This window comes from Sulfurimonas iocasae (assembly GCF_047716755.1).
Classification (GTDB): Bacteria; Campylobacterota; Campylobacteria; order Campylobacterales; family Sulfurimonadaceae; genus Sulfurimonas.
Genome location: NZ_CP180409.1, coordinates 1,505,153 through 1,525,004, shown reverse-complemented (window position 1 = coordinate 1,525,004; position 19,852 = coordinate 1,505,153). Strand labels below are relative to the sequence as shown.

The window sequence follows — 19,852 nt, the reverse complement described above, 5'->3', positions numbered from 1 at the left end:
ATATTCAATTAATTAATTAAAATTTTTGGACATATAATGCAAGTAAACATCCCCCTGAAAAAAGTCGTTGATAACTCATACAATATAACTATAGACTCACTTCCTAAGACCCATTTTGATGCAAAAGTAGCTATAGTTACAAATCCTAAAGTCGCAGGTTTGCATCTGGCATATCTACTAAGTAAAATTAGTGCTAAAGAGCTCTACATAATCACACTGCCAGATGGAGAAGAGTACAAAAACCAAAAAAGTATAGATGTCATTTTAGAATCTCTTTTTAATCATCGTTTTAATCGTAAGTCAATGCTTATAGCATTTGGTGGTGGAGTAATAGGTGATATGACAGGTTTTGCGGCTAGCATCTATCAAAGAGGGATAGACTTTCTTCAGATACCTACGACTCTACTTTCTCAAGTAGACGCAAGTGTTGGTGGAAAAACAGGGATGAATAACTCCTATGGAAAAAACCTTATTGGAGCTTTTCATCAACCAAAAGCTGTGCTAATAGACCCTCATTTTTTAACAACGCTTCCTTCTCGTGAATTTGGTGCAGGTGTTGCAGAAATAGTAAAAATGGCAGTTACTTTTAACAAAAAATTCTTCGAGTTTTTAGAAAATGCTGATTTAAATGATTCTAAAGTACTTCAAGAAGCTATAAAACAAGCGGTTGCTACAAAAGCAGATGTGGTTGCTAAAGATGAAAAAGAGCATGGCCTAAGAGCTGCATTGAACTACGGACATACATTTGGTCATGTTATAGAAAATGAAACAAAATATAAAAGATTTTTACATGGAGAAGCAGTAGCTATAGGTATGGTTATGGCAAATGAAACAGCTGTAAGTATGGAGTTAATGAGTAAAGATGAGGCTTTAAGAGTTAAGAATTTACTAGAGAAGTATAATCTTCCTACATCATACTCTGTTGAAGACAGTAATAGTTTTTATGAGACATTCTTTTTAGATAAAAAAAGTTCAGACACTAATATAACGTTTATTATTCCAGTTGGTATCGGTGATGTAAATATTACGGATAATATACAAAAGCAAAATATTATCTCAGTATTAGACCAGTTTGGAGGTAAGTAAATGAAGAAAATTTTTTTTCTGTTTTTACTATTTACTTCTCTGCTATATTCACAAGGACAAGAAAATAATACAACACTGAGTGAAACTGAATTAACGGAGCTTACAGTAGAAAAAGAGAATCAAAGAGTTGCAAGAATCTCTGATTATATTAAAGCATTAGAACAACTAGAAAATGAGATATCAAAGGAGAAGGTTTGGACTAAAAGTTATGCTTCTTATTTGACCTCTATTGATGTTAGAGACTCTTTACAAAAGATAAAAAAGCGCATAAAATTTCTTCAGAAAAAAAGAAAAAAAACTTTGAGTCAGCAAGATGAACTTAGTGCTTTGATTTCCAAAGAGAAGATTTTAGCTTCTCAGATTGAAAAGCTAAAAGAGAAAGATAGTGCGCCATTTTCAAAAATAATCACCCCTCCAATTATTGAAGACACGCCAAGCATAACCAATCCTTTTGATATATTTACGGGCATCTCTCTTATTAAAACTCAAGATGCTGCTTATAATGAGTACATAAAAAGAAAAGAAGATTTGACAGAGTTGATAGCTCTTTTACAAAAAGAAAAAAATATCTATAAAAAACTAGCCATACTAGATATAAATAAAGAGTATGGAAAAGATTCAGAGGTAAAAATCAAACAGCTAGAGAGATTTGAGACCGCACTAGAGACTATGGCTGTTACAGCAGAAGTTTATCAAAAAAGATTAGAGATTTTAGAAATAAATGTGAACAAAGATATTGAAGTTCAAGTTATTAAATTAGCTAGAATCGGTGTAGTAGTTCTTGTTGTGTTTTTCATATTTTTCATACTTAAATTTTTTGTTAAAAAGTATATTACGGATAATGAGCGATTTTATATGGCAAATAAAATCATTACATTTATAAATGTTACTCTTATTATTTTAATTATCTTTTTTAACTATATTGAAAATGCCAGTTATCTTGTAACAATACTAGGTTTTGCATCTGCAGGTATCGCTATCGCCATGAAAGACTGGTTTATGAGTATTTTGGGTTGGCTAGTAATAGTTATAGGTGGTAGTATCCATGTTGGAGACAGAATAAGAGTTGATATGGGTGGTATGAAGTATGTTGGAGATGTTATGGATATTTCACTTCTTCGTATGACTATACTTGAAGACATTACTTTAACAGCTGTTACAACTAATAGAAGAGCCGGAAGAATTGTCTTTGTTCCAAACAACTATGTTTTTACACATATGATAGCAAACTATACGCACTCTTCACTAAAAACTGTTTGGGATGGAGTGCATATAACAATTTCATTTGACTCAAACCATAAAAAAGCTATGCATCTAGCTAAAGAAATAGTTAAAAAATACTCTAAAGGTTATACAGATATTACAAGAAAGCAGTTAAATAAACTTAGAAATCAATATAGTCTTAAAAATACAAACGTTGAACCAAGAATTTTTTCATTTATAGAGCCTAATGGAATATCTATTGACTCTTGGTACTTGACAAATGCCTATGCTACACTGACTTTAAGAAGTGTTATATCTGTTGAGATTGTAGACGCATTTAACAAAGAAGATGATATTACAATCGCGTACCCTACTCAAAAGTTACATATTCAAACTGAGACTAAAGAGCCTCCTTTTGATACTAGAGAGGTTGTATAAGTGATTATAATTACCTCTGCCCAAAGGGCTAGCTTTAGTGAGAGGAATTTTTTGTGGACTTTGTTCGCAAAAAAGGAGACTGTATGAAGAAGGTATATTTTAAGACCTTCGGTTGTAGAACAAATCTTTATGATTCTCAGGTTATGATGGGTGCTTTAAAAGATTATGAAATTACACAAGATGAATCTGAGGCAGATGCAGTTGTAATTAACTCATGTACAGTTACAAACGGAGCTGACTCTCATGTTCGCTCATATCTTTCACACGTAGAGAAGACTATGAATGCGAAAGTCTTTTTAACTGGTTGCGGGGCACATACTAAAGGTGAAAGCCTTCTTGCATCGGGTAGAGTTCATGGTGTTTTTGGGCAGAGTGAAAAGCTAAAAATTGATTCTCTGCTTTCCTCAGAAAAACCTTTTTATGACCCGGGAGACTTAAACCATATAGACGAGGCAGTTGTTGATGACTTTATTGGCAAGAGCAGGGCGTTTATAAAGATTCAAGAAGGGTGTAATTTCCGCTGTTCTTACTGTATTATTCCATTTGTACGCGGAGATGCTAGAAGTATGGATGAAGGACGCATACTTGAGCAGATTAGAAGACTCGCTTTAAATGGTTTTGGAGAGTTTATTTTAACCGGCACAAATGTTGGCAGTTATGGACAAAAAACAGGAAGCTCTGTAGCAAAACTTATGAAAAAGATTTCGCAAATCCGTGGGGTTAGACGTATTAGACTTGGAAGTGTTGAACCTATCCAAATAAGTGATGAATTTAAAGAGATTTTAGGTGAGCCTTGGCTTGAAAAACATCTACATATTGCTCTTCAGCATACATCTGAAGAGATGCTAAAAATCATGAATAGAAGAAATGTTTACAAGCAAGATAGAGAACTTTTTGAATTATTGGCATCTAAGGGTTTTGCAATTGGGACTGACTTTATAACAGGTCATCCTGGAGAGACGCAAAAACTTTGGGATGAAGCTATGCAAAATGTTAAAGATTTACCACTAACTCACCTTCATTCTTTTACATATTCTAAACGAGATGGGACTCCATCTGCTATGTTAAAACCAGAAGTCAATGGTAAAGTAGCAAAAGAACGTCTGCATGAGTTAGAAGCCATTATAAAAGAGAAGAACTTAGACTTTAGAAAGTCTTTTAGCGGCGAGCTTGAAGTTTTGTTAGAGAGTCAAAAAGACTCACTATTTATCGGACACGATCAACATTTTAATAAGATAGTAGTAGAATCAAAAGAAGATTTACTCGGTAACTGGGTAAATATTCAAAATTATGAAGTCAGAGGAGAATTTAATCATGCCAAATTCTAAAACGAACAGAATTTTACTATATGTTTCAACATTTATAATTATTGCGTTAGTTCTTTTTGCAATACTTAGAGATAATGCATCTGATATCACCCTATTTAATGCTCAAAAAATACTTGATAATCGTAGTGTAAAAAGTGTTACCATTACAAAAGACTATGTTTATTTGAAAACCGATAATGAGTTTTATAGAATAGCTTCTTCTCAAGTTACTCCTAAAATGTTTGTAAACTACAAAGTAGAGGTTGATTCAGGTTCTAGTGTAATTGTATATATATTATTTGGTGTTCTTTTCTTAGGGATAGGAACGCTGCTACTTAGATGGTGGCAAAAACACTCACCTCTTTTTGAAGGAGTAGGAGCCCAATCTGCTTCAAGAGTAGATATCACTCAAAACACCCCAGTTGAAGCTATCAAGAGTGATGTGAAGTTTAGCGATATAGGCGGTATAAGTGACGTTAAAATTGAGCTTGAAGAGATAATTGACTTTATAAAAAACCCAAAACGCTATAAAAGTTTTGGAGCTAGAATGCCTCGTGGTGTTCTTTTAGTTGGCCCTCCTGGTGTTGGAAAAACTATGATAGCAAAAGCTGTAGCACATGAAGCCGGTGTACCATTTTTCTATCAAAGTGGTGCTTCATTTGTTCAAATATATGTTGGTATGGGAGCAAAAAGAGTACATGAACTTTTTCATGCTGCTAAAAATAATGCACCATCTATAATTTTCATAGATGAAATAGATGCCGTTGGTAAAAAAAGAGATGGTCAAAGAAGTGATGAGCGTGAAGCAACTCTAAATCAACTTCTTACTGAGATGGATGGATTTGAGAATCAAAGTGGAATTATTGTTATAGCTGCTACAAATAAGATAGAAGTTCTTGACTCTGCACTTCTGCGTTCAGGCAGATTTGACAGAAGAGTATTTGTAGAACTTCCTACAAAAAGAGAAAGAGCATCTATCTTAGAGAAGTATTTAAACAAAGTTCCTCATGATTTAGATGTGATGGCGGTTGCTAATATGACAGTAGGATTTAATGGGGCATCTTTAGCCGCTCTAGTAAATGAAGCTGCTCTTTTAGCTCTTAGACAGAATGATTTTCAAGTAAATATAGAACATTTCCATCAGGTAAAAGACAAGGTGATGTTTGGTAAGAAAAAACTTCAGATGCTAAGTGATAAGCAAAAAGAGTATAGAGTTACATATCAAGCTGCAAAAGCTATTACGGCTACTTACTTTGATCTTCCATTTGAAAAGTTAATGCTTTCAAATGAAAAATTAACACCAACTACAGATGAACCACTTATTAAACATGAATTAGAAGCGAGAATAAAAATGCTTCTTGCTGGAATGGTTGCATCTGATATTAAGTATGGTGAACATGCAAGTAGTGCTAAGGTTGATTTAGATGAGGCAAAAGAACTAGTTAATAAGATGCTACAAGATTATGGCATGGGTTCGTCTTTAATATCAGTTAATGAAGAAGACATAACTTTAATGGGTAGGTTATATAATGAAACAAGACTACTTTTAGAGTCCATGAATGGTGCTATTCAAGGGGTTGAAGACATATTAAATGAGAGAGAAAGCATCACAAAGTTAGATGTTAAAAAAGAGATAGATGCACTTCTTTAGCGGTTTTTCTTTAAAAAATGAAAGTTATCTTCTTGATGAGTATTTAAATAAATCAGACTACTCTGTATCTGGTTTTAGTTATGGTGCTATTAAAGCATTTAATTATGCTAAAGAACAGTTGGTATCTGGAAAAAGAATAGATACTTTACAGTTAGTGTCTCCAGTATTTTTTCAAAGATATGCAGCTAAATTTAAAAAATTACAGTTATTGGCATATACTAAAAATGAATTAGCTTATATGAGTCAGTTTATGAATTCATGTTTTGAACCATACGAGAAAAAAATTGTAGAACATAAACAAACTAATAAACAAGAGCTAGAAGAATTACTCAACTACGAATGGAATTTAGAAGAGTTAGTAGAACTTGTTGATAGAGGCATAAAAATAGAAGTATACCTTGGAGAAAAAGATAAGATTATAGATGTTGCAGGGGCAAGAGAGTTCTTTTTAGAAGTAGCAACTGTGACATACATAAAAGATGCAAATCATTTTTTGCAAAGAAGTTGAGGATTGTTTATTAAGTAGATTTTATAAATAATTAATTATAAGGAATTTAAGAGTATGAGCGAAATAAAAATAGGCGTAATAACAGCAAGTGATAGAGCAAGTAAAGGTATTTATGAAGATATCTCTGGTGTAGCGATTCAAGATACATTGGCAGATTATTTGATTAGTGAGTTTGAGATAGTTTATAGATGTATACCTGATGAGCAAGATATACTTGAGAAGACAATGAAAGAGCTTTGTGATGAGGCAGGGTGTTGTTTAGTAGTAACAACAGGAGGAACAGGTCCGGCTTTAAGAGATGTGACTCCTGAGGCTACTGAGAATGTATGTCAAAAAATGATGCCCGGTTTTGGTGAGTTGATGCGTCAGGTAAGTCTACAATATGTTCCTACGGCAATTTTATCTCGTCAAACTGCTGGAATAAGAGGAAAATCTTTAATAATAAACCTACCAGGAAAACCAAAATCAATTCGTGAGTGCCTAGACGCAGTCTTTCCAGCTGTTCCTTACTGCATAGATTTACTTGAAGGTCCATTTATTGAAACTAACGAAGAGGTTATAAAAGCTTTTAGACCAAAGCCAAAATAATTATGACAAACTCTCTTTGTGTAAGAGAGTTATCTATAGATAAAAGCAGAAAAGAAGCCATCTTTATTTGCCTCTTGTGTTATATTAAATTTTGCACCAACATGGTCTGCCCAATGCTCTAGTACATAATATTCAACTTCTAAATCGTCAGTAAATTTGTGTTCGACGCATTTACGCTGTTTGTTCCAGTCAAGACCAACTTCATCTTGATTTACATCTTGAAGCTCATCTTCAAGCCATTGTAAATCTATTAGTTTTTGCGGATACCCACCTAAATGTTCTACTACTACATTTTGCATGATAACTCCTTTTGTGATAAAAACTCTTAAAAAGTTTTCTTTATTTTTATAATTATAAGTTATTTAGCAATCGGTGTACCAATTTAATTATAAGCTTAAAATTTCACTCTTTATGTCTTTAATTTCATTGCTTTTTGTTGGGCTTCTTTATTCGTAAATTTATGATCTAAATATTCTTGTGTTAGCCACTCTTTAAAGCTGTTATGCTTACGGTGACAGCTCTGGCAATACTGAAATATTGGCTATGACGGACTAGGTACTAACAGCTTCAAAAATTTAATAGTTATTAAAAAAACATTCTTACCGTATTCTATTTAATTCTATTTTATTTTATTTTTTAAGGTCTTTCATTATATAATTTATTTTAATAAATAGTTAGCAGTATAAACTGAGATATCAATCTATTTAGAGGAGGGATTAAGGTTAAAATAAAAGTATTCAATATACAAGACCTCAAGTTAAGTTCAATTGTAAACTATTAGGGGTAATAACTTATATAAGATTTGCTTCGCGAATTTGCGAGGCTAGACCTTATAGGCAATAAATAAAGGCCTATAATATTTAGTAAAACTAAAAGGAAAATATTATGAATCAAATTCACATAACAGCCTGTGACAACGAAATGTTTCTTGTCGCTTCCGGCACTAATAGTAGTGCTCCAATCTGTCATATACAGAGTGTAAATGGTTTTACTGTAATGGTAACCATTAATATTAAAAAGGGTAGTGCATACAGTCCCATCACTGAAATTAACGGATTAACTGGTCCGATTAATAAGACTATTGATTTTATTGTACCTGAAGAAACGGTTTATATAACTCCGATGTGTTTAAATTGGAGTGGGCCTTATGACTTTAAAGTGAAGATTAATAACAAAGACTATAACAAAAAGGGTAATTCTTCCATTCCATTAGGTCTTGTTCTTGGAGATATAGTTGAAGACGGTGGGACTGGCATTGAGATTAAGCTTTAAGCTCTTAGGGCAGAGATTAATTTTTCTGCTCTTTTTGTTATAATGTTTGAGGCTAGTTGTAAAAGTTACCAAGCATATCCTCAAGTTATGCAGCTTAAAAGTTCACTCTTTAGGTCTTTAATTTCATTGCTTTTTGTTGGGCTTCTTTATTTGTAAATTTAAGATTTAAGTATTCTTGTGTTAGCCACTCTTTGAATCTTTCAAATAGTGGTAAGGTTATCTCATATAACTCTGGTTCATTTTTTGAAAACTCACTGGTTGATGTACCCATAGGACAGCCAAATTTTTCTAAATTATTTTTTTGATTTAATATCATGTCGCAGAACATAATTAATCTAGCTTGAGGCTTATTACTCTCTTTTTCCCATGATTCTAAGAGCTTATTTATATCTTGGAGTCTATTTTAAATAATACCCTCTAGAATAGATTGTTTATTTTTAAAGTGGTATGTGATATTACCCTTGCTTAAGCCTGTTATATTTTCAATATCGCTAAAAGAAGTTGATGCATAACCATTTTTATAAAATAACTCATTATAAGCATCTAGTATAAGAGTATATTAGTTGACATATATTTATCCTTGCAATAATATAGCGATAGGATTATGTATTTAAATATTGATTTTAATTCCAACAGGGCAGTGGTCAGAGCCTTCAATATAGTCTAGTATGAAAGCATCTTCCAAGTTTTCAGCCAAATCCTCGGAGATGAAAAAATAATCTATTCTCCAGCCAACATTTTTAAGTCTTGCCGATGAGCGGTACGACCACCAGCTATATCTATCTATCTCATCACCATTTACATATCTAAAAGTATCTATGTAGCCATGGTCGATGAGTTTGTCTATCCACTCTCTCTCAATTGGCAGGAAACCCGATGTTTTAGAGTTTGCTTTTGGATTTTTAAGGTCTATCTCTTTATGGGCTGTATTTACATCTCCGCAAATTATAATTGACTTTCCATCTTCTTTTAACTCTTCACAATAATTAAAAAAATCATCATAGAATTTCATTTTATGTGCAAGTCTTTCTTCATCTTTTTGTCCATTTGGAAAATATACATTAAAAAGAACTATTGTCTCATAGTGAGTCTCAACTATTCTTCCCTCTGAGAGAGTATCTATGTCTTGGGATGTTGAGTTGTAGTCACTCTTTAAAGTACTCCAAGTCATTGTTCCACTATAGCCTTTTTTTGTGGCAGAGTTCACAATAATATCTTGATACTCTTTTTCAAATAGATTGTCTGGAATTTGCTCCTCAAGAGCTTTTATCTCTTGTAGGCATAAGATGTCAGGTTGACGTTCGTCTATCCACTTGAGAGCTTCTTTGTTACCAACAGCACGAATACCGTTAACGTTCCATGAGATTATTTCGATTGAGTTTGACATAATAATATTTTCCATTTTTTAATTTACGAAATTATAACTAAAGATAAGTCTTTATTTTGATATTGTTTTTATGATGTAGAGAAATAATATCTAATTTTATTCTTATTCTATTCTAATTTTATTCTAATATTCTACAAATGTAAAATAGTTAAATATAAATTGTATATATTATATTTTGTAACAATATATATATTTCACAATAATAAGTTAACATAATAATATATTACTCCCAAATAAAAAAATTATTTTTAGAGATAGAAATATATAATTTAATAAAGGTTATCAAATGAATATTGTTATACTTGAAGGTGATGCTAAAACAGCATGTTTTATAGAAAAAACAGTTATAAAGTTAGGACATAATGTGATTGGAAATTTCTATAATGCACTAGATTTAATTAAATCAATTAACATGAGTAATGTAGATCTTCTTTTACTAGATATTAACATTGAATCCACTATTAATGGTATTGAGTGTGCCAGAAAAATTCATGTTTACAATCAGAATGTAAACATTGTGTTTATTACAGCTTATAAAGATACTAAAACAATTGCTAAGGCTAGTTCAGTGTCTCCATTTGGATATTTAATTAAGCCTGTAGATGAGTTTGATTTAGAGGCTATCTTAATGGTTGTAAATACAAAGATAATTACAAGCAGAGTTAAATCAACACAAGTCTTTTTAAAACGAGGATGTCTATTTGACTTAGAAAAATCTATCATTCGCAGTAATGGAAAAATAATTAAATTGACAAATAATGAACTTAAGTGTTTAAGCTCATTAATTAAAAATAAAAACAGTTGCATAAGTGCAGAACAACTTATGTTAAATATTTGGAATGATAATGAAGATAGAACATCTTCATTAAGAGAGTTGATTTACAGATTAAGAAAAAAAATACCTGAATTACCACTTAGTAATATACCAAGAGTAGGGTACATTTTGCAAAATACTATATTTTAAGCCTATATGAAAACGTCTAATTCTAATTTTAATCTAATAGTTAGATTATATTATTTTTAATGTGTTTATATAGTTTTTAACACTGAAAATTATTATTGAGAAATATTAAAAACTCAGTATGTCAAAGGAGTTTGTCATGTAAAATTGTAAAAGAGCATAAACTCAATGACAAGGCATTAGAAAGTAATTATAAATTATTTTTTAATAAATAAATAAATAAAAAGGTGTGATTTTGATTAAGCTAACACAATTGGTAACTGTAATTCAGGGTGCTGTAGATCAAGCCATGGAAACCGTTTCCAGAAATAATATCAATACATTGATGGGATATTTCCATCAATCAAAAAGTTCTAATGGAGTTCAAGATATTGATGACCTTGAAGATGTTGAGTATTTAATACCAAAAACTGTGGATATGAAATATCCAATAATGACTCAAGATGGTCCATCAACACAATTTGTATCAGTTCCGTTGATTACATTGACACCTGCACCAACTCTGCAACTTGATGATGTGAAAATAGAAATGGATCTGGAAGTAATGGAAGATAATGGTGAGGTAATGGTAGGTTTTCCGCAACCTAAAAAAGGTGGATTTCTACGTTCATCTAGTGATAGCGGTTCTACACCAAACGCAAAGATTACAATTACCATAAAGGCTGACAATAAATCATCAGGAGTTCAAGCTATAGTAGAGGGATACAATAAAGCTCTACGGGCACAGATTCCAAACTAATTTCAAAATTTATTAATTAAAAAGGATATACAATGGCAGCAGATAGTCAAATTTTAGCAATGGGACAACAGTTCTCAGGTCTTCCAATGGGTGCACTTATTGGTGGCCCCTTACAAGCAGCTGCAGAAGCAAATCAGCAGATGGCTATGACACAATTAACTTTTATGATGAACACGTGTTTTACACAAGATGCTAAGGATAAATCAAAATATGATCCAGTTATGATTAGTATGACGCTTAAGAGAAGTGTTGTTCAACCAGGAGTAAATGGTGCAGAGCCAACTATTGAACAAACAACAACAGCCTTTGAGTTACCGATTTTAACTATCATACCTCTTAATTCGCTTGCGGTTGATGATGTGAATGTTACTTTTGATATGGAAGTAAAATCTAGTTTTGCAAAAGACAATTCTACAGACGACAAATCAAGTACTGCAGAGAAAGCTGATTTCACTGCTTCAGCTAAAATTGGACCGTTTCATGTGGAGGTACATGGTAGTGTTTCACATGACAGTAGCAGTGAGAATAAAAGCGATACTCATTACTCTCAAAGTAATTCAGCTAAATATACAGTGGCAGTACATGCAGGTCAACTTCCTCTTCCATTAGGAGTAACAACTATTATTGATGCTTATGCGAAAAATGTTTCACCTCTTGTGCTTCCAAGTACAACTCCAGCTCCAACTCCAACTCCAACTCCAACTCCAACTCCACCAGCGTAACATAAAATGTTTGTAAATATTGAATGTCCAGCTTGTAGAATAGTAGAAATTTCACTTGAGCCATATATATTGGCTCAAGGTGGATCATTTAGTTGCAATGGTTGTGGTGCTGAGATATCAGCTGCTCACCAAAGTAGAGAAATACTTCAAAGTAGTGTACAGAAGTATGCTGAATACAATAATAAGCTTAAAGGTCATCAAGAAGATGGTAATAGACCTTTATAAAATACTAAAAAAGGATAGAAAATGTTTAACATAATAATAAGAGTAATTGATAAGGAGACAAAAGATGCCAGTATTCATTAACCAACTAACTCCAGCAAATGCAGCCCAACCTGGATATGCTACTGCTCAAGTTTTAGCTGATCAAGCAATTCGCCACTTCGATGCTGTTCGTAATGTTGGGGTTGGTATTGGTCCTGCTTCTTGCTGTGCTGCATTCGCAGTTACACCAACAAATCATTTTCCTGCTGTAGGTGTCCATCCATACGGAGTTGCCTTTGGTAATTCACGTATCGCAGCTGGTGGACTTGATCAAGGACCGGTAGGTGGTCACGCTGAACGTTGTGCTATTACGGCTGCTGGAAATAATGGCTTAGTTCCAATAGCTCCAGATGCAGTGCTTTTTGTTGAATTAGCTCCATGTAACGGTTGTGCTACATGGTTAGCAGGAGGAGGTGGAGGTGTAGTAAATCCTTATAACTTCGGTCCAGCTGGTGCCAATCTTTACGTTTGGTATGCTTTTGCATATCCGGCGGGAGTAGATGCAATGGTTGCCTTCCATAATACAACCTTAGCTGCGCAATTGCTTACGGCTGCAGGGTGGTAGAAACGTAAAGATATATTGATACAAAAGGTATATTTTATAACTGTAGAAGATTTTTATTGCCCATTAGTATTTTGTGCTAATGGGCTAATTGTAAGCGTTATCAGATCCACTTTAGTATTAAAATTATTTAACAGATTTTAATACTAACCTTAGTTTATTATACGAAATTAACTTCTGCAAGGTGATGTTTTAGACCTAACTCAGCACTAGAAATACCAAGGGCAAGACCAATCATTTGTTGCATATGAAGAACAGGAAGCTCAACTTCACGACCAATAGCTTTAGAAGCATGATGTGTTTGAGTATCAAGTTTTAGATGACATAATGGACATGGAGTTACCATCCAGTCAGCATTACCATCCATAGCACCGGCAATTGCATTACCAGTTAGGATTGCTGCAGTTTTTGGAGCTTGAAGTTCCACATGGAAACCACAACATTTGTTTTTCTCTTCATAGTCAACTGTTTTACCACCACAAGCAATGATTAAATCGTCAAGTGAAGTAGGGCGGTAAGCACTCTCTGGCGTTTTATGAGACTCATTATGAAGCTCAGATGGACGGATATTGTGACAACCATAGAATGGTGCAATATTGAACTGGCTAAGAGGAGTAACTACCATCTCTTTAATTTTATCAAGACCGATGTCGTCTATAATTGCATATAAAAAGTGAATAATATTAGAAGTACCTTTGTATTCTAAACCAACTTCTGCAAGTTTTTCATTCACTCTGGCTTTAAGGTCTGTATTGTTATCAAGACGATGTTTAGTCATTGCTGTATTTAGTTGACAAGTATTACAGATAGTAACCATAGTCAATCCATGCTTTTCAGCGTAAGCAATATTTCTAGCATTTAAAACTAGAGATAAAAAATCATCATAATCTTGTAGATGAGAAGCACCACAACATGAAGCTTCAGTAAGCTCTACAAGCTCAATATTTAATTTCTCTGCTACTGCTAAAGTTGACATCATCTGCTCTGGAGTACTTTGTTTAGCTGTACATCCTGTAAAAAGTGCATATTTTAGTTTTTTCATATTGTTGCTCCTAGAACTTTGCAGTTGATGATGATTTTACAAGTTTTTGAATTTCATCAAGATTATCAGATGTTGGAATATTCCAAGGTAATGCGATTTTACCTTTTCTAAACATTCTTAGTGCTACGGGAATATGTTTGATAATTCCTGGACCCTCTGAATAAAGAACTAGCTGACCTTCATCTAAAACACCTCTTTTAGCAATAGAGTGTTTGAACCCAACAGCATGACGAGTAGCTACATTTGATGTTGCAACTCCCTCACGAAATAGCATCTGGTGTAGCTTAGTGATTTTATCTATTGGATCAACATCTTTAGGACAAACCTCTGCACACTCAAAACACTTAACACAATCCCAAAGGCCTTGACCCTCTTCGTGCAGGTTAAGAAGTCTCTCTGTATGAGCGTCATCACGAACATCAGCTTCAAAGCGGTATGCCTTAGCAAATGCTGCAGGACCGAAGAAGTCTTCGTTGATTTCTACAACTGGACAAGCGTAGTGACAAGCACCACATTGAATACATAAGTCTGCTTCATTTAGCTCTTCAGCTTCTTCCGGTGTTACAAGATGCTCATGCTCAGGATGTTCATCAACATCAGAGATAAGATATGGATGAATTGCATCGTGCTTTTCCCAGAAATCACCCTTGTCTATAATCATGTCTTTTACAGCTCTTTTGATGCTTAATGGCTCTATAGTAAGTTCATTTCCAAAAAGCTCTAGCATAGTCGTCATACTCTCTTTACAAGCAAGAGTTGAGCGACCATTTACTTTAATAGCGCAGGCACCACAGATTCCGTGACGGCAACTACGACGATAAGAAAAACTACCATCGTGGTCCCATTTAATTCTATTTAATATGTCTAGTACAACTTCTTCAGAAGTAACTTCCATATTATAATCTTCGTAATATGGAAGATAGTCTTCATCAGCATTAAAACGAAATACTTTAAAGTTTACTTGTTGTGTAGTTATTGTATTTGTACTCATAAGTCTTTCATCCTTCTCTAGTATGTTCTAGCTTTAAGTTCATGTTTGCCAAGAGTAACATCCATGTAATCAAGTGAGATATCACCATTTTTATCCATATAAGCCATTGTATGTTTTAAGAAGTTTTCATCGTCACGAGTATCAAAATCTTCTCTATAGTGAGCACCGCGGCTCTCATTTCTAGCTATAGCACTCTCAACGATAAATGCAGAGTAATCAATCATATGACCAAACTCTATAGCTTCTTGAAGCTCAGTGTTAAACACTTTTGATTTGTCTTTTATGCGAATGTTTTTGAATCTTTTGCGAAGTTCTTTAACTTTTGCTATTGCAATTTCTAAAGTATCTTTTGTTCTAAATGCACCGGCATTGTCCGTCATACATTGCTGAAGCTCTTCTCTAAGATTAGGGATAGTTTCATCACCATTATTATTTAAAATAAAATTCATCTCATCTAAAGAAGTTTTGGCATCTTCTACAGTTGCAGGACGAAGTTCAATACTATCAATCTCTTTTACCATTGTTTTACCAACAAAACGACCAAAAAGTAGAGCTTCTAAAACAGAGTTGGCACCGAGACGGTTAGCCCCATGAACTGATACACATGAACACTCACCAGCAGCATAAAAACCTTCGATTAACTCATCATTGTTCTTTCGAACGTTTCCAGCAATATTAACTGGAATACCACCCATAGAGTAGTGAGCTGTTGCAGAGATTAGAATAGGCTCTTTAATCATGTCAAGACCTAAGAAAGTGATAGCTAAATCACGAAGCTCAGGAAGTCTTTCCATAATCAAATCTTTTCCTAGATGCGTAACATCAATGAAAACTGCATCTTTTCTAGGACCAACACCGCGACCTTCTCTAATTTCATTTAAGATTGCACGACTTACAACATCACGAGACGCAAGTTCCATAGCATTTGGAGCATATTTCTCCATAAATCGTTCACCAAGAGAGTTAAAAAGTTTACCACCTTCACCGCGAGCTGCTTCAGAGATTAAAACACCATTTCCAGATAGTCCAGATGGATGAAACTGTACAAATTCCATATCTTCTAAAGGAAGACCGTGACGAGCAACAATAGAAAGACCATCACCAGTATTTGCATGAGCGTTAGAGTTAATTTTGTATGAACGAGCGTAACCGCCTGTTGCAAACATTACTGATTTTGCATTAAAAATTACAGTCTGCATATCACGAATATTAAAAGCAACAACACCGCTAACTTTTCCATCTTTGTAGATTAAATCAGCTGCATACCACTCATCCCAGAACTTAACACCGGCACGGTGTGCTTGTTCATATATAGTTTGTAGTAGAGTTAAACCTGTTCTATCCTTAGCATAACATGCACGAGGAGAACTTTGCCCACCAAAAGGTCTTTGAGCAATCTTTCCATCTGCCGTACGGCTAAATGCTGCACCCATTCTCTCTGCCCAACGAATAGTCTCCGGAGCTTTTTGACACATGAACTCAACAGCATCTTGATCTGCCAAATAGTCAGACCCTTTTACTGTATCAAATTCGTGTAACTCAACACTGTCTTCATCACTAAATGCTGCGTTAACACCACCTTGAGCTGCCCCCGAGTGGCTTCTCAATGGATGTAACTTTGTAATAACAGCAACTTTTTTTCCTGCATTTTGCAACTCTCTAGCTGCTGCACATCCGGCAAGACCTGCACCAACAATTATTGCGTCGTAAGTATAAATAGGAATACTCATTAGCTTTCCTTCGTTAAAGATATAAAAATAATGTTGATTGTAGCGTGAGAAGCCTTTGTGAATGCTAAATATATGCTTTGAAATAAGGAAGTTTGAGTTTGTTACTATTTAGGACATGTATAAGTATTTAGAATAGGTAAGAGTAACCTTTTGTAACATGCATTTTAGAGCTTATGTTCGGCTATATCTCTAAGTTGTGAAATTGAATTTATGCCATGTTCTTTTGCATAAGCTAAAACTTCTTTAGCTTTTTTAATAGCTTTTTCTAAGTTTAAGTTATTTGGTTTAATCATAAAACCACCACTAACCGTGATTGTTACAGAATCTCCATCAGGTGCTTTAAACTTGATTTCAGAGATACTTTGGCGAATGATATCTATGTCTTTGAATGATTGTTCTTTAGAAGTTCTTGAAAGGATGATAGTAAACTGGTTGTAATCGGTTCTAGCTATAACATCTGTTGCTTGTTCATGCAGAGATATCGTAAAAGCAACTTTTTTTAGTATGGCTTGCGTAAATTCTTGTGAAAAAGCTCTTTTTTGTTTAGAAAAGTTATCTATTTCAAAGATAGTAACTGAGATAAAGTTACTATCTTTCATCTCTTTTTTATGATTGTATGAACTTAACATTCCATTATGGTTGTTAATTTGTGTCACAGGATCTAGCATAGCAAGGTTGTCAGCTAGGGGAGGTTTTCTTCTCATTCTAAGTTTAATTGCGTCTGCTTCCTCTGAAAAGATATCATAATCTTTTTTATTATTAATTGCGTATAGATGCAAAATATCTGTGTAAATAGAGTTTAATCTTCTTCTATACCAAAATGCAGTTAGCAAGGTGAGTATAAATGAAAAGAGAGTTATTTTTTCAAGCAGATGAAATTTATCTTCATTATATGATATGTTTTTAATAATCATAGAGTCTATAAATGTATTTATAGAATAAAAAGCAATTTTTAGATCTCTATTTTTTTCTTCAATATTTTTGAGATTTTTTATGTAGTATTTATGAGCTGATTCATTGAAGTTAGTAGTAAGTTTTGACAATTTATCAAGATCAGATAAAAACTCTTGGGAGTTTCCTAATAAAAACTTTCCAGTGTAGTCATATTTGTTTAACTTACGAAGTTTTTCAATCTCGTGATGTAATTGAGTACTTTTACTATTAAATTGTATAAGAGCTAGTTCTATGTCTTTTTTTTGCAAGTTTACTAAGCTCTCGATAAGCTCTTTTTGATTTTTAAGATTATTTATCTTTGAATAGGAACTGTTTTGTTCTAGAACTAAAATAGTGATTAGTCCAACACACAAAGTTATAATTATTAAAAGTGAAGAAAGGTTATTGAAAATCTTATTTATAGAATGTTTCATATTATTTTTCCTAAAAATGATATAATCATAAGTATTTTATATTTATAGCCTTTAATCTTACTTAAAGGTAATTTTAAAGAAGTTTGTTTGAATTTAGAAAATTATTTTATATCTCAATTTAATAGTAGTCGTATTGGTGATGATGGTGCTTTGATTGGTAATCAAGTTTACTCAAAAGACGCATTTTTTGAGAATGTACATTTTAAGACAAAATGGTTGAGTTATTATCAAATAGCCACAAAGGCTATGATGATCAATATCTCAGATGCAATTTCTATGAATGCAAAACCAAAGTATGCTCTTTTAAGTGTTGCTATGCCAAAAAATATCTCAAAGCAGCAGATGCGAGAGTTGGCATCTGGCTTTAAAGATGCAGCAGATAAGTATGGTATTGAGATTATAGGTGGAGATACTATTAGCAATATTAAATTAGATATTACTATAACTATTATTTCACATACAAAGAAGCCATTGTTACGAAGTGGGCTGAGGCATGGTTATATGGTGGCATATACCGGCGAACTTGGTAAAAGTAAAAAAGATTTACAAGGTCTTTTTAATCTTGGTAAACTACATAAAAAGTCTAAATTTATAGACATTAAACTAAGAGAAAAATTTGTAAATAATTGTAGTAGATTTTTAAGTTCTGGAATGGATATCTCAGATGGTCTTTTTAGTGATTTAGATAAATTAGCAAGAGTAAATAGAATAGGATTTAAATTTAATAAAAAAATTTCAAAAACTTTAGCTTGCAGTGGGGAAGAGTATGAAATGTTAGTAGCCTTTGACAAGAGATATGTAAAAGCACTTATAAGACGCTCTAAACAAGCAAGAACACCGCTGAATATTTTTGCAACAAGCGCAAGAGTTAGATATACTTTCAGATGCAAAGCGCATCATTTTTAAAGGCATATATAATGGATAGATTTTATTCGCTAGATCATACTAGCATCGATTTTCATTTTAAACAGACTCCAAGAGACTTTGTTGTTGAAGAGATACCTCTTTATGAATTTTCAGGGGAAGGTGAGCACTTAATTCTTTTTGTAAGAAAGAAAAATCTTACTACATCTGAATTAGTGGGGATATTTGCAAGATATCTGGGTATCAAAAATAGAGATATTGGGTATGCTGGTTTAAAAGACAAACATGCAATGACAAAACAGTATATTTCTATTCATAAACAACATGAAGAGATGCTGGAGAATTTTGAGCATGAAAATGTAAAAATTATCTCAAAAACTTACCATAATAATAAGATACGAATAGGGCACTTAAAAGGTAATAGATTTTTTATTAAAGTAAAAAAAGTAAATCCTACAAGTGCCGTAAAAATAGATGAAGCCCTTAAAAATATAACTAAGTTCGGTATGCCTAACTTTTTTGGTTATCAAAGATTTGGAAATGATGGTGATAACCATATTCTAGGTGAAAAACTTGCTAAAGGTGAAGCAAGAGAACGTAATCCTAGAGTAAAAAAACTACTTATCAATGCTTATCAGAGTCATCTTTTTAATCTATGGCTTAGTAGAAGACTGGAGATAAACAGACTGGTAAATAATTTTGAGCCGGCAGAACTAGAATCCATTTTAAATATGCCAAATCATGAACTATCAAAATTAAAAGCACAGAAACATCCATTTAAACTTATTGTAGGTGATGTAATGGAGCATTATCCCCACGGAAGATTGTTTGATTATGAAGCATCTGAAGATGATTTAAATAGATTTAATGATAGAAATATATCTGTTACTGGTCTTTTGTGTGGAAAAAAAGTTAAAATATCATCAGGTATAGCAAGAGATATAGAAAAAGACTTTGATGATGAGATAAATGCAGATGGTGCAAGAAGATACGCATGGGTTTTTCCAGAAGATATAGAGGGGCGATTTAAGCCTATTGAAGCACAGTATGAGATGAACTTTACTCTTCCTAAAGGCTCATATGCAACAGTTCTTTTAGAGGAAATAGCAAAGCGCAAGCTTCTTTAGAAAGTTTTATAGGCTTTTTAGAAAGTTTTTTAAGCTTCTTTAG

General features: G+C 33.2%; 22 protein-coding genes. 14 read left to right on the top strand and 8 right to left on the bottom strand.

Annotated features, from left to right (window positions below; genetic code table 11):
• Nucleotides 1-36 precede the first annotated feature (36 nt).
• The 6 genes from aroB to mog all read left to right on the top strand — a co-directional run bounded on the left by aroB (nt 37) and on the right by mog (nt 6,781).
• Complete coding sequence (gene aroB / locus ACLHDE_RS07690; RefSeq protein ID WP_415395841.1) at nt 37-1,086, top strand: 3-dehydroquinate synthase; 1,050 nt, start codon at nt 37-39, stop codon at nt 1,084-1,086.
• Entirely contained in the window at nt 1,087-2,727 is a 1,641-nt protein-coding gene (locus ACLHDE_RS07685) for a mechanosensitive ion channel family protein (RefSeq protein WP_415395840.1), read from the top strand. It begins immediately after the preceding gene.
• A gap of 83 nt (nt 2,728-2,810) precedes the next feature.
• Entirely contained in the window at nt 2,811-4,055 is a 1,245-nt protein-coding gene (gene mtaB, locus ACLHDE_RS07680) for a tRNA (N(6)-L-threonylcarbamoyladenosine(37)-C(2))-methylthiotransferase MtaB (protein ID WP_415395839.1), read from the top strand.
• Nucleotides 4,042-5,685, top strand: a complete 1,644-nt coding sequence (locus ACLHDE_RS07675; RefSeq protein ID WP_415395838.1) for an AAA family ATPase — start codon at nt 4,042-4,044, stop codon at nt 5,683-5,685. The genes mtaB and ACLHDE_RS07675 overlap by 14 nt, the downstream gene beginning before the upstream one ends.
• Nucleotides 5,672-6,193 carry a pimelyl-ACP methyl ester esterase BioV gene (gene bioV, locus ACLHDE_RS07670; RefSeq protein ID WP_415395837.1) on the top strand — a complete coding sequence of 174 codons (522 nt, stop codon included), beginning with the start codon at nt 5,672-5,674 and terminating at the stop codon, nt 6,191-6,193. Before ACLHDE_RS07675 ends, bioV begins: the two co-directional genes overlap by 14 nt.
• Before the next feature lie 54 nt (nt 6,194-6,247).
• On the top strand, nt 6,248-6,781 hold the full coding sequence (gene mog / locus ACLHDE_RS07665; protein ID WP_415395836.1) for a molybdopterin adenylyltransferase: 534 nt from the start codon (nt 6,248-6,250) through the stop codon (nt 6,779-6,781).
• 29 nt (nt 6,782-6,810) lie between these two features.
• On the opposite strand, the gene ACLHDE_RS07660 is transcribed toward mog, so the two are convergent.
• Nucleotides 6,811-7,080, bottom strand: coding sequence for a hypothetical protein (locus ACLHDE_RS07660; protein WP_415395835.1), 270 nt, complete (start codon nt 7,078-7,080; stop codon nt 6,811-6,813).
• Nucleotides 7,081-7,666: 586 nt separating this feature from the next.
• Here ACLHDE_RS07660 and ACLHDE_RS07655 point away from each other — a divergent pair.
• Complete coding sequence (locus ACLHDE_RS07655) at nt 7,667-8,053, top strand: hypothetical protein (RefSeq protein WP_415395834.1); 387 nt, start codon at nt 7,667-7,669, stop codon at nt 8,051-8,053.
• 109 nt (nt 8,054-8,162) lie between these two features.
• On the opposite strand, the gene ACLHDE_RS07650 is transcribed toward ACLHDE_RS07655, so the two are convergent.
• From ACLHDE_RS07650 to ACLHDE_RS07640, 3 genes are all read right to left on the bottom strand, one after another.
• Complete coding sequence (locus ACLHDE_RS07650; RefSeq protein WP_415395833.1) at nt 8,163-8,369, bottom strand: hypothetical protein; 207 nt, start codon at nt 8,367-8,369, stop codon at nt 8,163-8,165.
• 87 nt (nt 8,370-8,456) lie between these two features.
• The gene (locus tag ACLHDE_RS07645) at nt 8,457-8,603 is read right to left on the bottom strand and encodes a TetR/AcrR family transcriptional regulator (protein WP_415398527.1); all 147 of its coding nucleotides are present in this window, start codon (nt 8,601-8,603) and stop codon (nt 8,457-8,459) included.
• Nucleotides 8,604-8,663: 60 nt separating this feature from the next.
• Nucleotides 8,664-9,440 carry an exodeoxyribonuclease III gene (locus tag ACLHDE_RS07640; protein ID WP_415395832.1) on the bottom strand — a complete coding sequence of 259 codons (777 nt, stop codon included), beginning with the start codon at nt 9,438-9,440 and terminating at the stop codon, nt 8,664-8,666.
• Nucleotides 9,441-9,726: 286 nt separating this feature from the next.
• Here ACLHDE_RS07640 and ACLHDE_RS07635 point away from each other — a divergent pair, with 286 nt between their 5' ends.
• The 5 genes from ACLHDE_RS07635 to ACLHDE_RS07615 all read left to right on the top strand — a co-directional run bounded on the left by ACLHDE_RS07635 (nt 9,727) and on the right by ACLHDE_RS07615 (nt 12,691).
• A complete protein-coding gene (locus ACLHDE_RS07635) occupies nt 9,727-10,404 on the top strand; it encodes a response regulator (protein WP_415395831.1) in 678 nt (225 codons plus the stop codon).
• A gap of 286 nt (nt 10,405-10,690) precedes the next feature.
• On the top strand, nt 10,691-11,140 hold the full coding sequence (locus ACLHDE_RS07630; RefSeq protein WP_415395830.1) for a DUF2589 domain-containing protein: 450 nt from the start codon (nt 10,691-10,693) through the stop codon (nt 11,138-11,140).
• A gap of 32 nt (nt 11,141-11,172) precedes the next feature.
• The gene (locus ACLHDE_RS07625) at nt 11,173-11,862 is read left to right on the top strand and encodes a DUF2589 domain-containing protein (RefSeq protein WP_415395829.1); all 690 of its coding nucleotides are present in this window, start codon (nt 11,173-11,175) and stop codon (nt 11,860-11,862) included.
• A 6-nt stretch (nt 11,863-11,868) separates the two neighbouring features.
• Nucleotides 11,869-12,087 (top strand): hypothetical protein, encoded by a 219-nt coding sequence (locus tag ACLHDE_RS07620; protein ID WP_415395828.1) that lies wholly within the window; start codon nt 11,869-11,871, stop codon nt 12,085-12,087.
• A 64-nt stretch (nt 12,088-12,151) separates the two neighbouring features.
• Complete coding sequence (locus tag ACLHDE_RS07615) at nt 12,152-12,691, top strand: hypothetical protein (protein ID WP_415395827.1); 540 nt, start codon at nt 12,152-12,154, stop codon at nt 12,689-12,691.
• A 157-nt stretch (nt 12,692-12,848) separates the two neighbouring features.
• On the opposite strand, the gene ACLHDE_RS07610 is transcribed toward ACLHDE_RS07615, so the two are convergent.
• From ACLHDE_RS07610 to ACLHDE_RS07595, 4 genes are all read right to left on the bottom strand, one after another.
• On the bottom strand, nt 12,849-13,730 hold the full coding sequence (locus tag ACLHDE_RS07610; protein WP_415395826.1) for a CoB--CoM heterodisulfide reductase iron-sulfur subunit B family protein: 882 nt from the start codon (nt 13,728-13,730) through the stop codon (nt 12,849-12,851).
• A 10-nt stretch (nt 13,731-13,740) separates the two neighbouring features.
• On the bottom strand, nt 13,741-14,721 hold the full coding sequence (locus tag ACLHDE_RS07605) for a succinate dehydrogenase/fumarate reductase iron-sulfur subunit (RefSeq protein WP_415395825.1): 981 nt from the start codon (nt 14,719-14,721) through the stop codon (nt 13,741-13,743).
• A 17-nt stretch (nt 14,722-14,738) separates the two neighbouring features.
• Nucleotides 14,739-16,451: a succinate dehydrogenase flavoprotein subunit gene (gene sdhA, locus ACLHDE_RS07600; protein WP_415395824.1), complete on the bottom strand. Its 1,713-nt coding sequence runs from the start codon at nt 16,449-16,451 to the stop codon at nt 14,739-14,741.
• A 164-nt stretch (nt 16,452-16,615) separates the two neighbouring features.
• Nucleotides 16,616-17,818: a diguanylate cyclase domain-containing protein gene (locus ACLHDE_RS07595; RefSeq protein ID WP_415395823.1), complete on the bottom strand. Its 1,203-nt coding sequence runs from the start codon at nt 17,816-17,818 to the stop codon at nt 16,616-16,618.
• A gap of 87 nt (nt 17,819-17,905) precedes the next feature.
• On the opposite strand from ACLHDE_RS07595, the gene ACLHDE_RS07590 reads away from it, so the two are divergent.
• A complete protein-coding gene (locus ACLHDE_RS07590; protein WP_415395822.1) occupies nt 17,906-18,724 on the top strand; it encodes a thiamine-phosphate kinase in 819 nt (272 codons plus the stop codon).
• Nucleotides 18,725-18,735: 11 nt separating this feature from the next.
• Nucleotides 18,736-19,809 carry a tRNA pseudouridine(13) synthase TruD gene (gene truD, locus ACLHDE_RS07585; protein WP_415395821.1) on the top strand — a complete coding sequence of 358 codons (1,074 nt, stop codon included), beginning with the start codon at nt 18,736-18,738 and terminating at the stop codon, nt 19,807-19,809.
• The last annotated feature ends 43 nt before the right edge of the window (nt 19,810-19,852 follow it).

Coding starts and splice junctions, on each gene's coding strand:
- aroB (WP_415395841.1), top strand. CDS start 37: ATGCAAGTAAACATCCCCCTGAAAAAAGTCGTTGATAACTCATACAAT.
- ACLHDE_RS07685 (WP_415395840.1), top strand. CDS start 1,087: ATGAAGAAAATTTTTTTTCTGTTTTTACTATTTACTTCTCTGCTATAT.
- mtaB (WP_415395839.1), top strand. CDS start 2,811: ATGAAGAAGGTATATTTTAAGACCTTCGGTTGTAGAACAAATCTTTAT.
- ACLHDE_RS07675 (WP_415395838.1), top strand. CDS start 4,042: ATGCCAAATTCTAAAACGAACAGAATTTTACTATATGTTTCAACATTT.
- bioV (WP_415395837.1), top strand. CDS start 5,672: ATGCACTTCTTTAGCGGTTTTTCTTTAAAAAATGAAAGTTATCTTCTT.
- mog (WP_415395836.1), top strand. CDS start 6,248: ATGAGCGAAATAAAAATAGGCGTAATAACAGCAAGTGATAGAGCAAGT.
- ACLHDE_RS07660 (WP_415395835.1), bottom strand. CDS start 7,080: ATGCAAAATGTAGTAGTAGAACATTTAGGTGGGTATCCGCAAAAACTA.
- ACLHDE_RS07655 (WP_415395834.1), top strand. CDS start 7,667: ATGAATCAAATTCACATAACAGCCTGTGACAACGAAATGTTTCTTGTC.
- ACLHDE_RS07650 (WP_415395833.1), bottom strand. CDS start 8,369: ATGATATTAAATCAAAAAAATAATTTAGAAAAATTTGGCTGTCCTATG.
- ACLHDE_RS07640 (WP_415395832.1), bottom strand. CDS start 9,440: ATGTCAAACTCAATCGAAATAATCTCATGGAACGTTAACGGTATTCGT.
- ACLHDE_RS07635 (WP_415395831.1), top strand. CDS start 9,727: ATGAATATTGTTATACTTGAAGGTGATGCTAAAACAGCATGTTTTATA.
- ACLHDE_RS07630 (WP_415395830.1), top strand. CDS start 10,691: ATGGAAACCGTTTCCAGAAATAATATCAATACATTGATGGGATATTTC.
- ACLHDE_RS07625 (WP_415395829.1), top strand. CDS start 11,173: ATGGCAGCAGATAGTCAAATTTTAGCAATGGGACAACAGTTCTCAGGT.
- ACLHDE_RS07620 (WP_415395828.1), top strand. CDS start 11,869: ATGTTTGTAAATATTGAATGTCCAGCTTGTAGAATAGTAGAAATTTCA.
- ACLHDE_RS07615 (WP_415395827.1), top strand. CDS start 12,152: ATGCCAGTATTCATTAACCAACTAACTCCAGCAAATGCAGCCCAACCT.
- ACLHDE_RS07610 (WP_415395826.1), bottom strand. CDS start 13,730: ATGAAAAAACTAAAATATGCACTTTTTACAGGATGTACAGCTAAACAA.
- ACLHDE_RS07605 (WP_415395825.1), bottom strand. CDS start 14,721: ATGAGTACAAATACAATAACTACACAACAAGTAAACTTTAAAGTATTT.
- sdhA (WP_415395824.1), bottom strand. CDS start 16,451: ATGAGTATTCCTATTTATACTTACGACGCAATAATTGTTGGTGCAGGT.
- ACLHDE_RS07595 (WP_415395823.1), bottom strand. CDS start 17,818: ATGAAACATTCTATAAATAAGATTTTCAATAACCTTTCTTCACTTTTA.
- truD (WP_415395821.1), top strand. CDS start 18,736: ATGGATAGATTTTATTCGCTAGATCATACTAGCATCGATTTTCATTTT.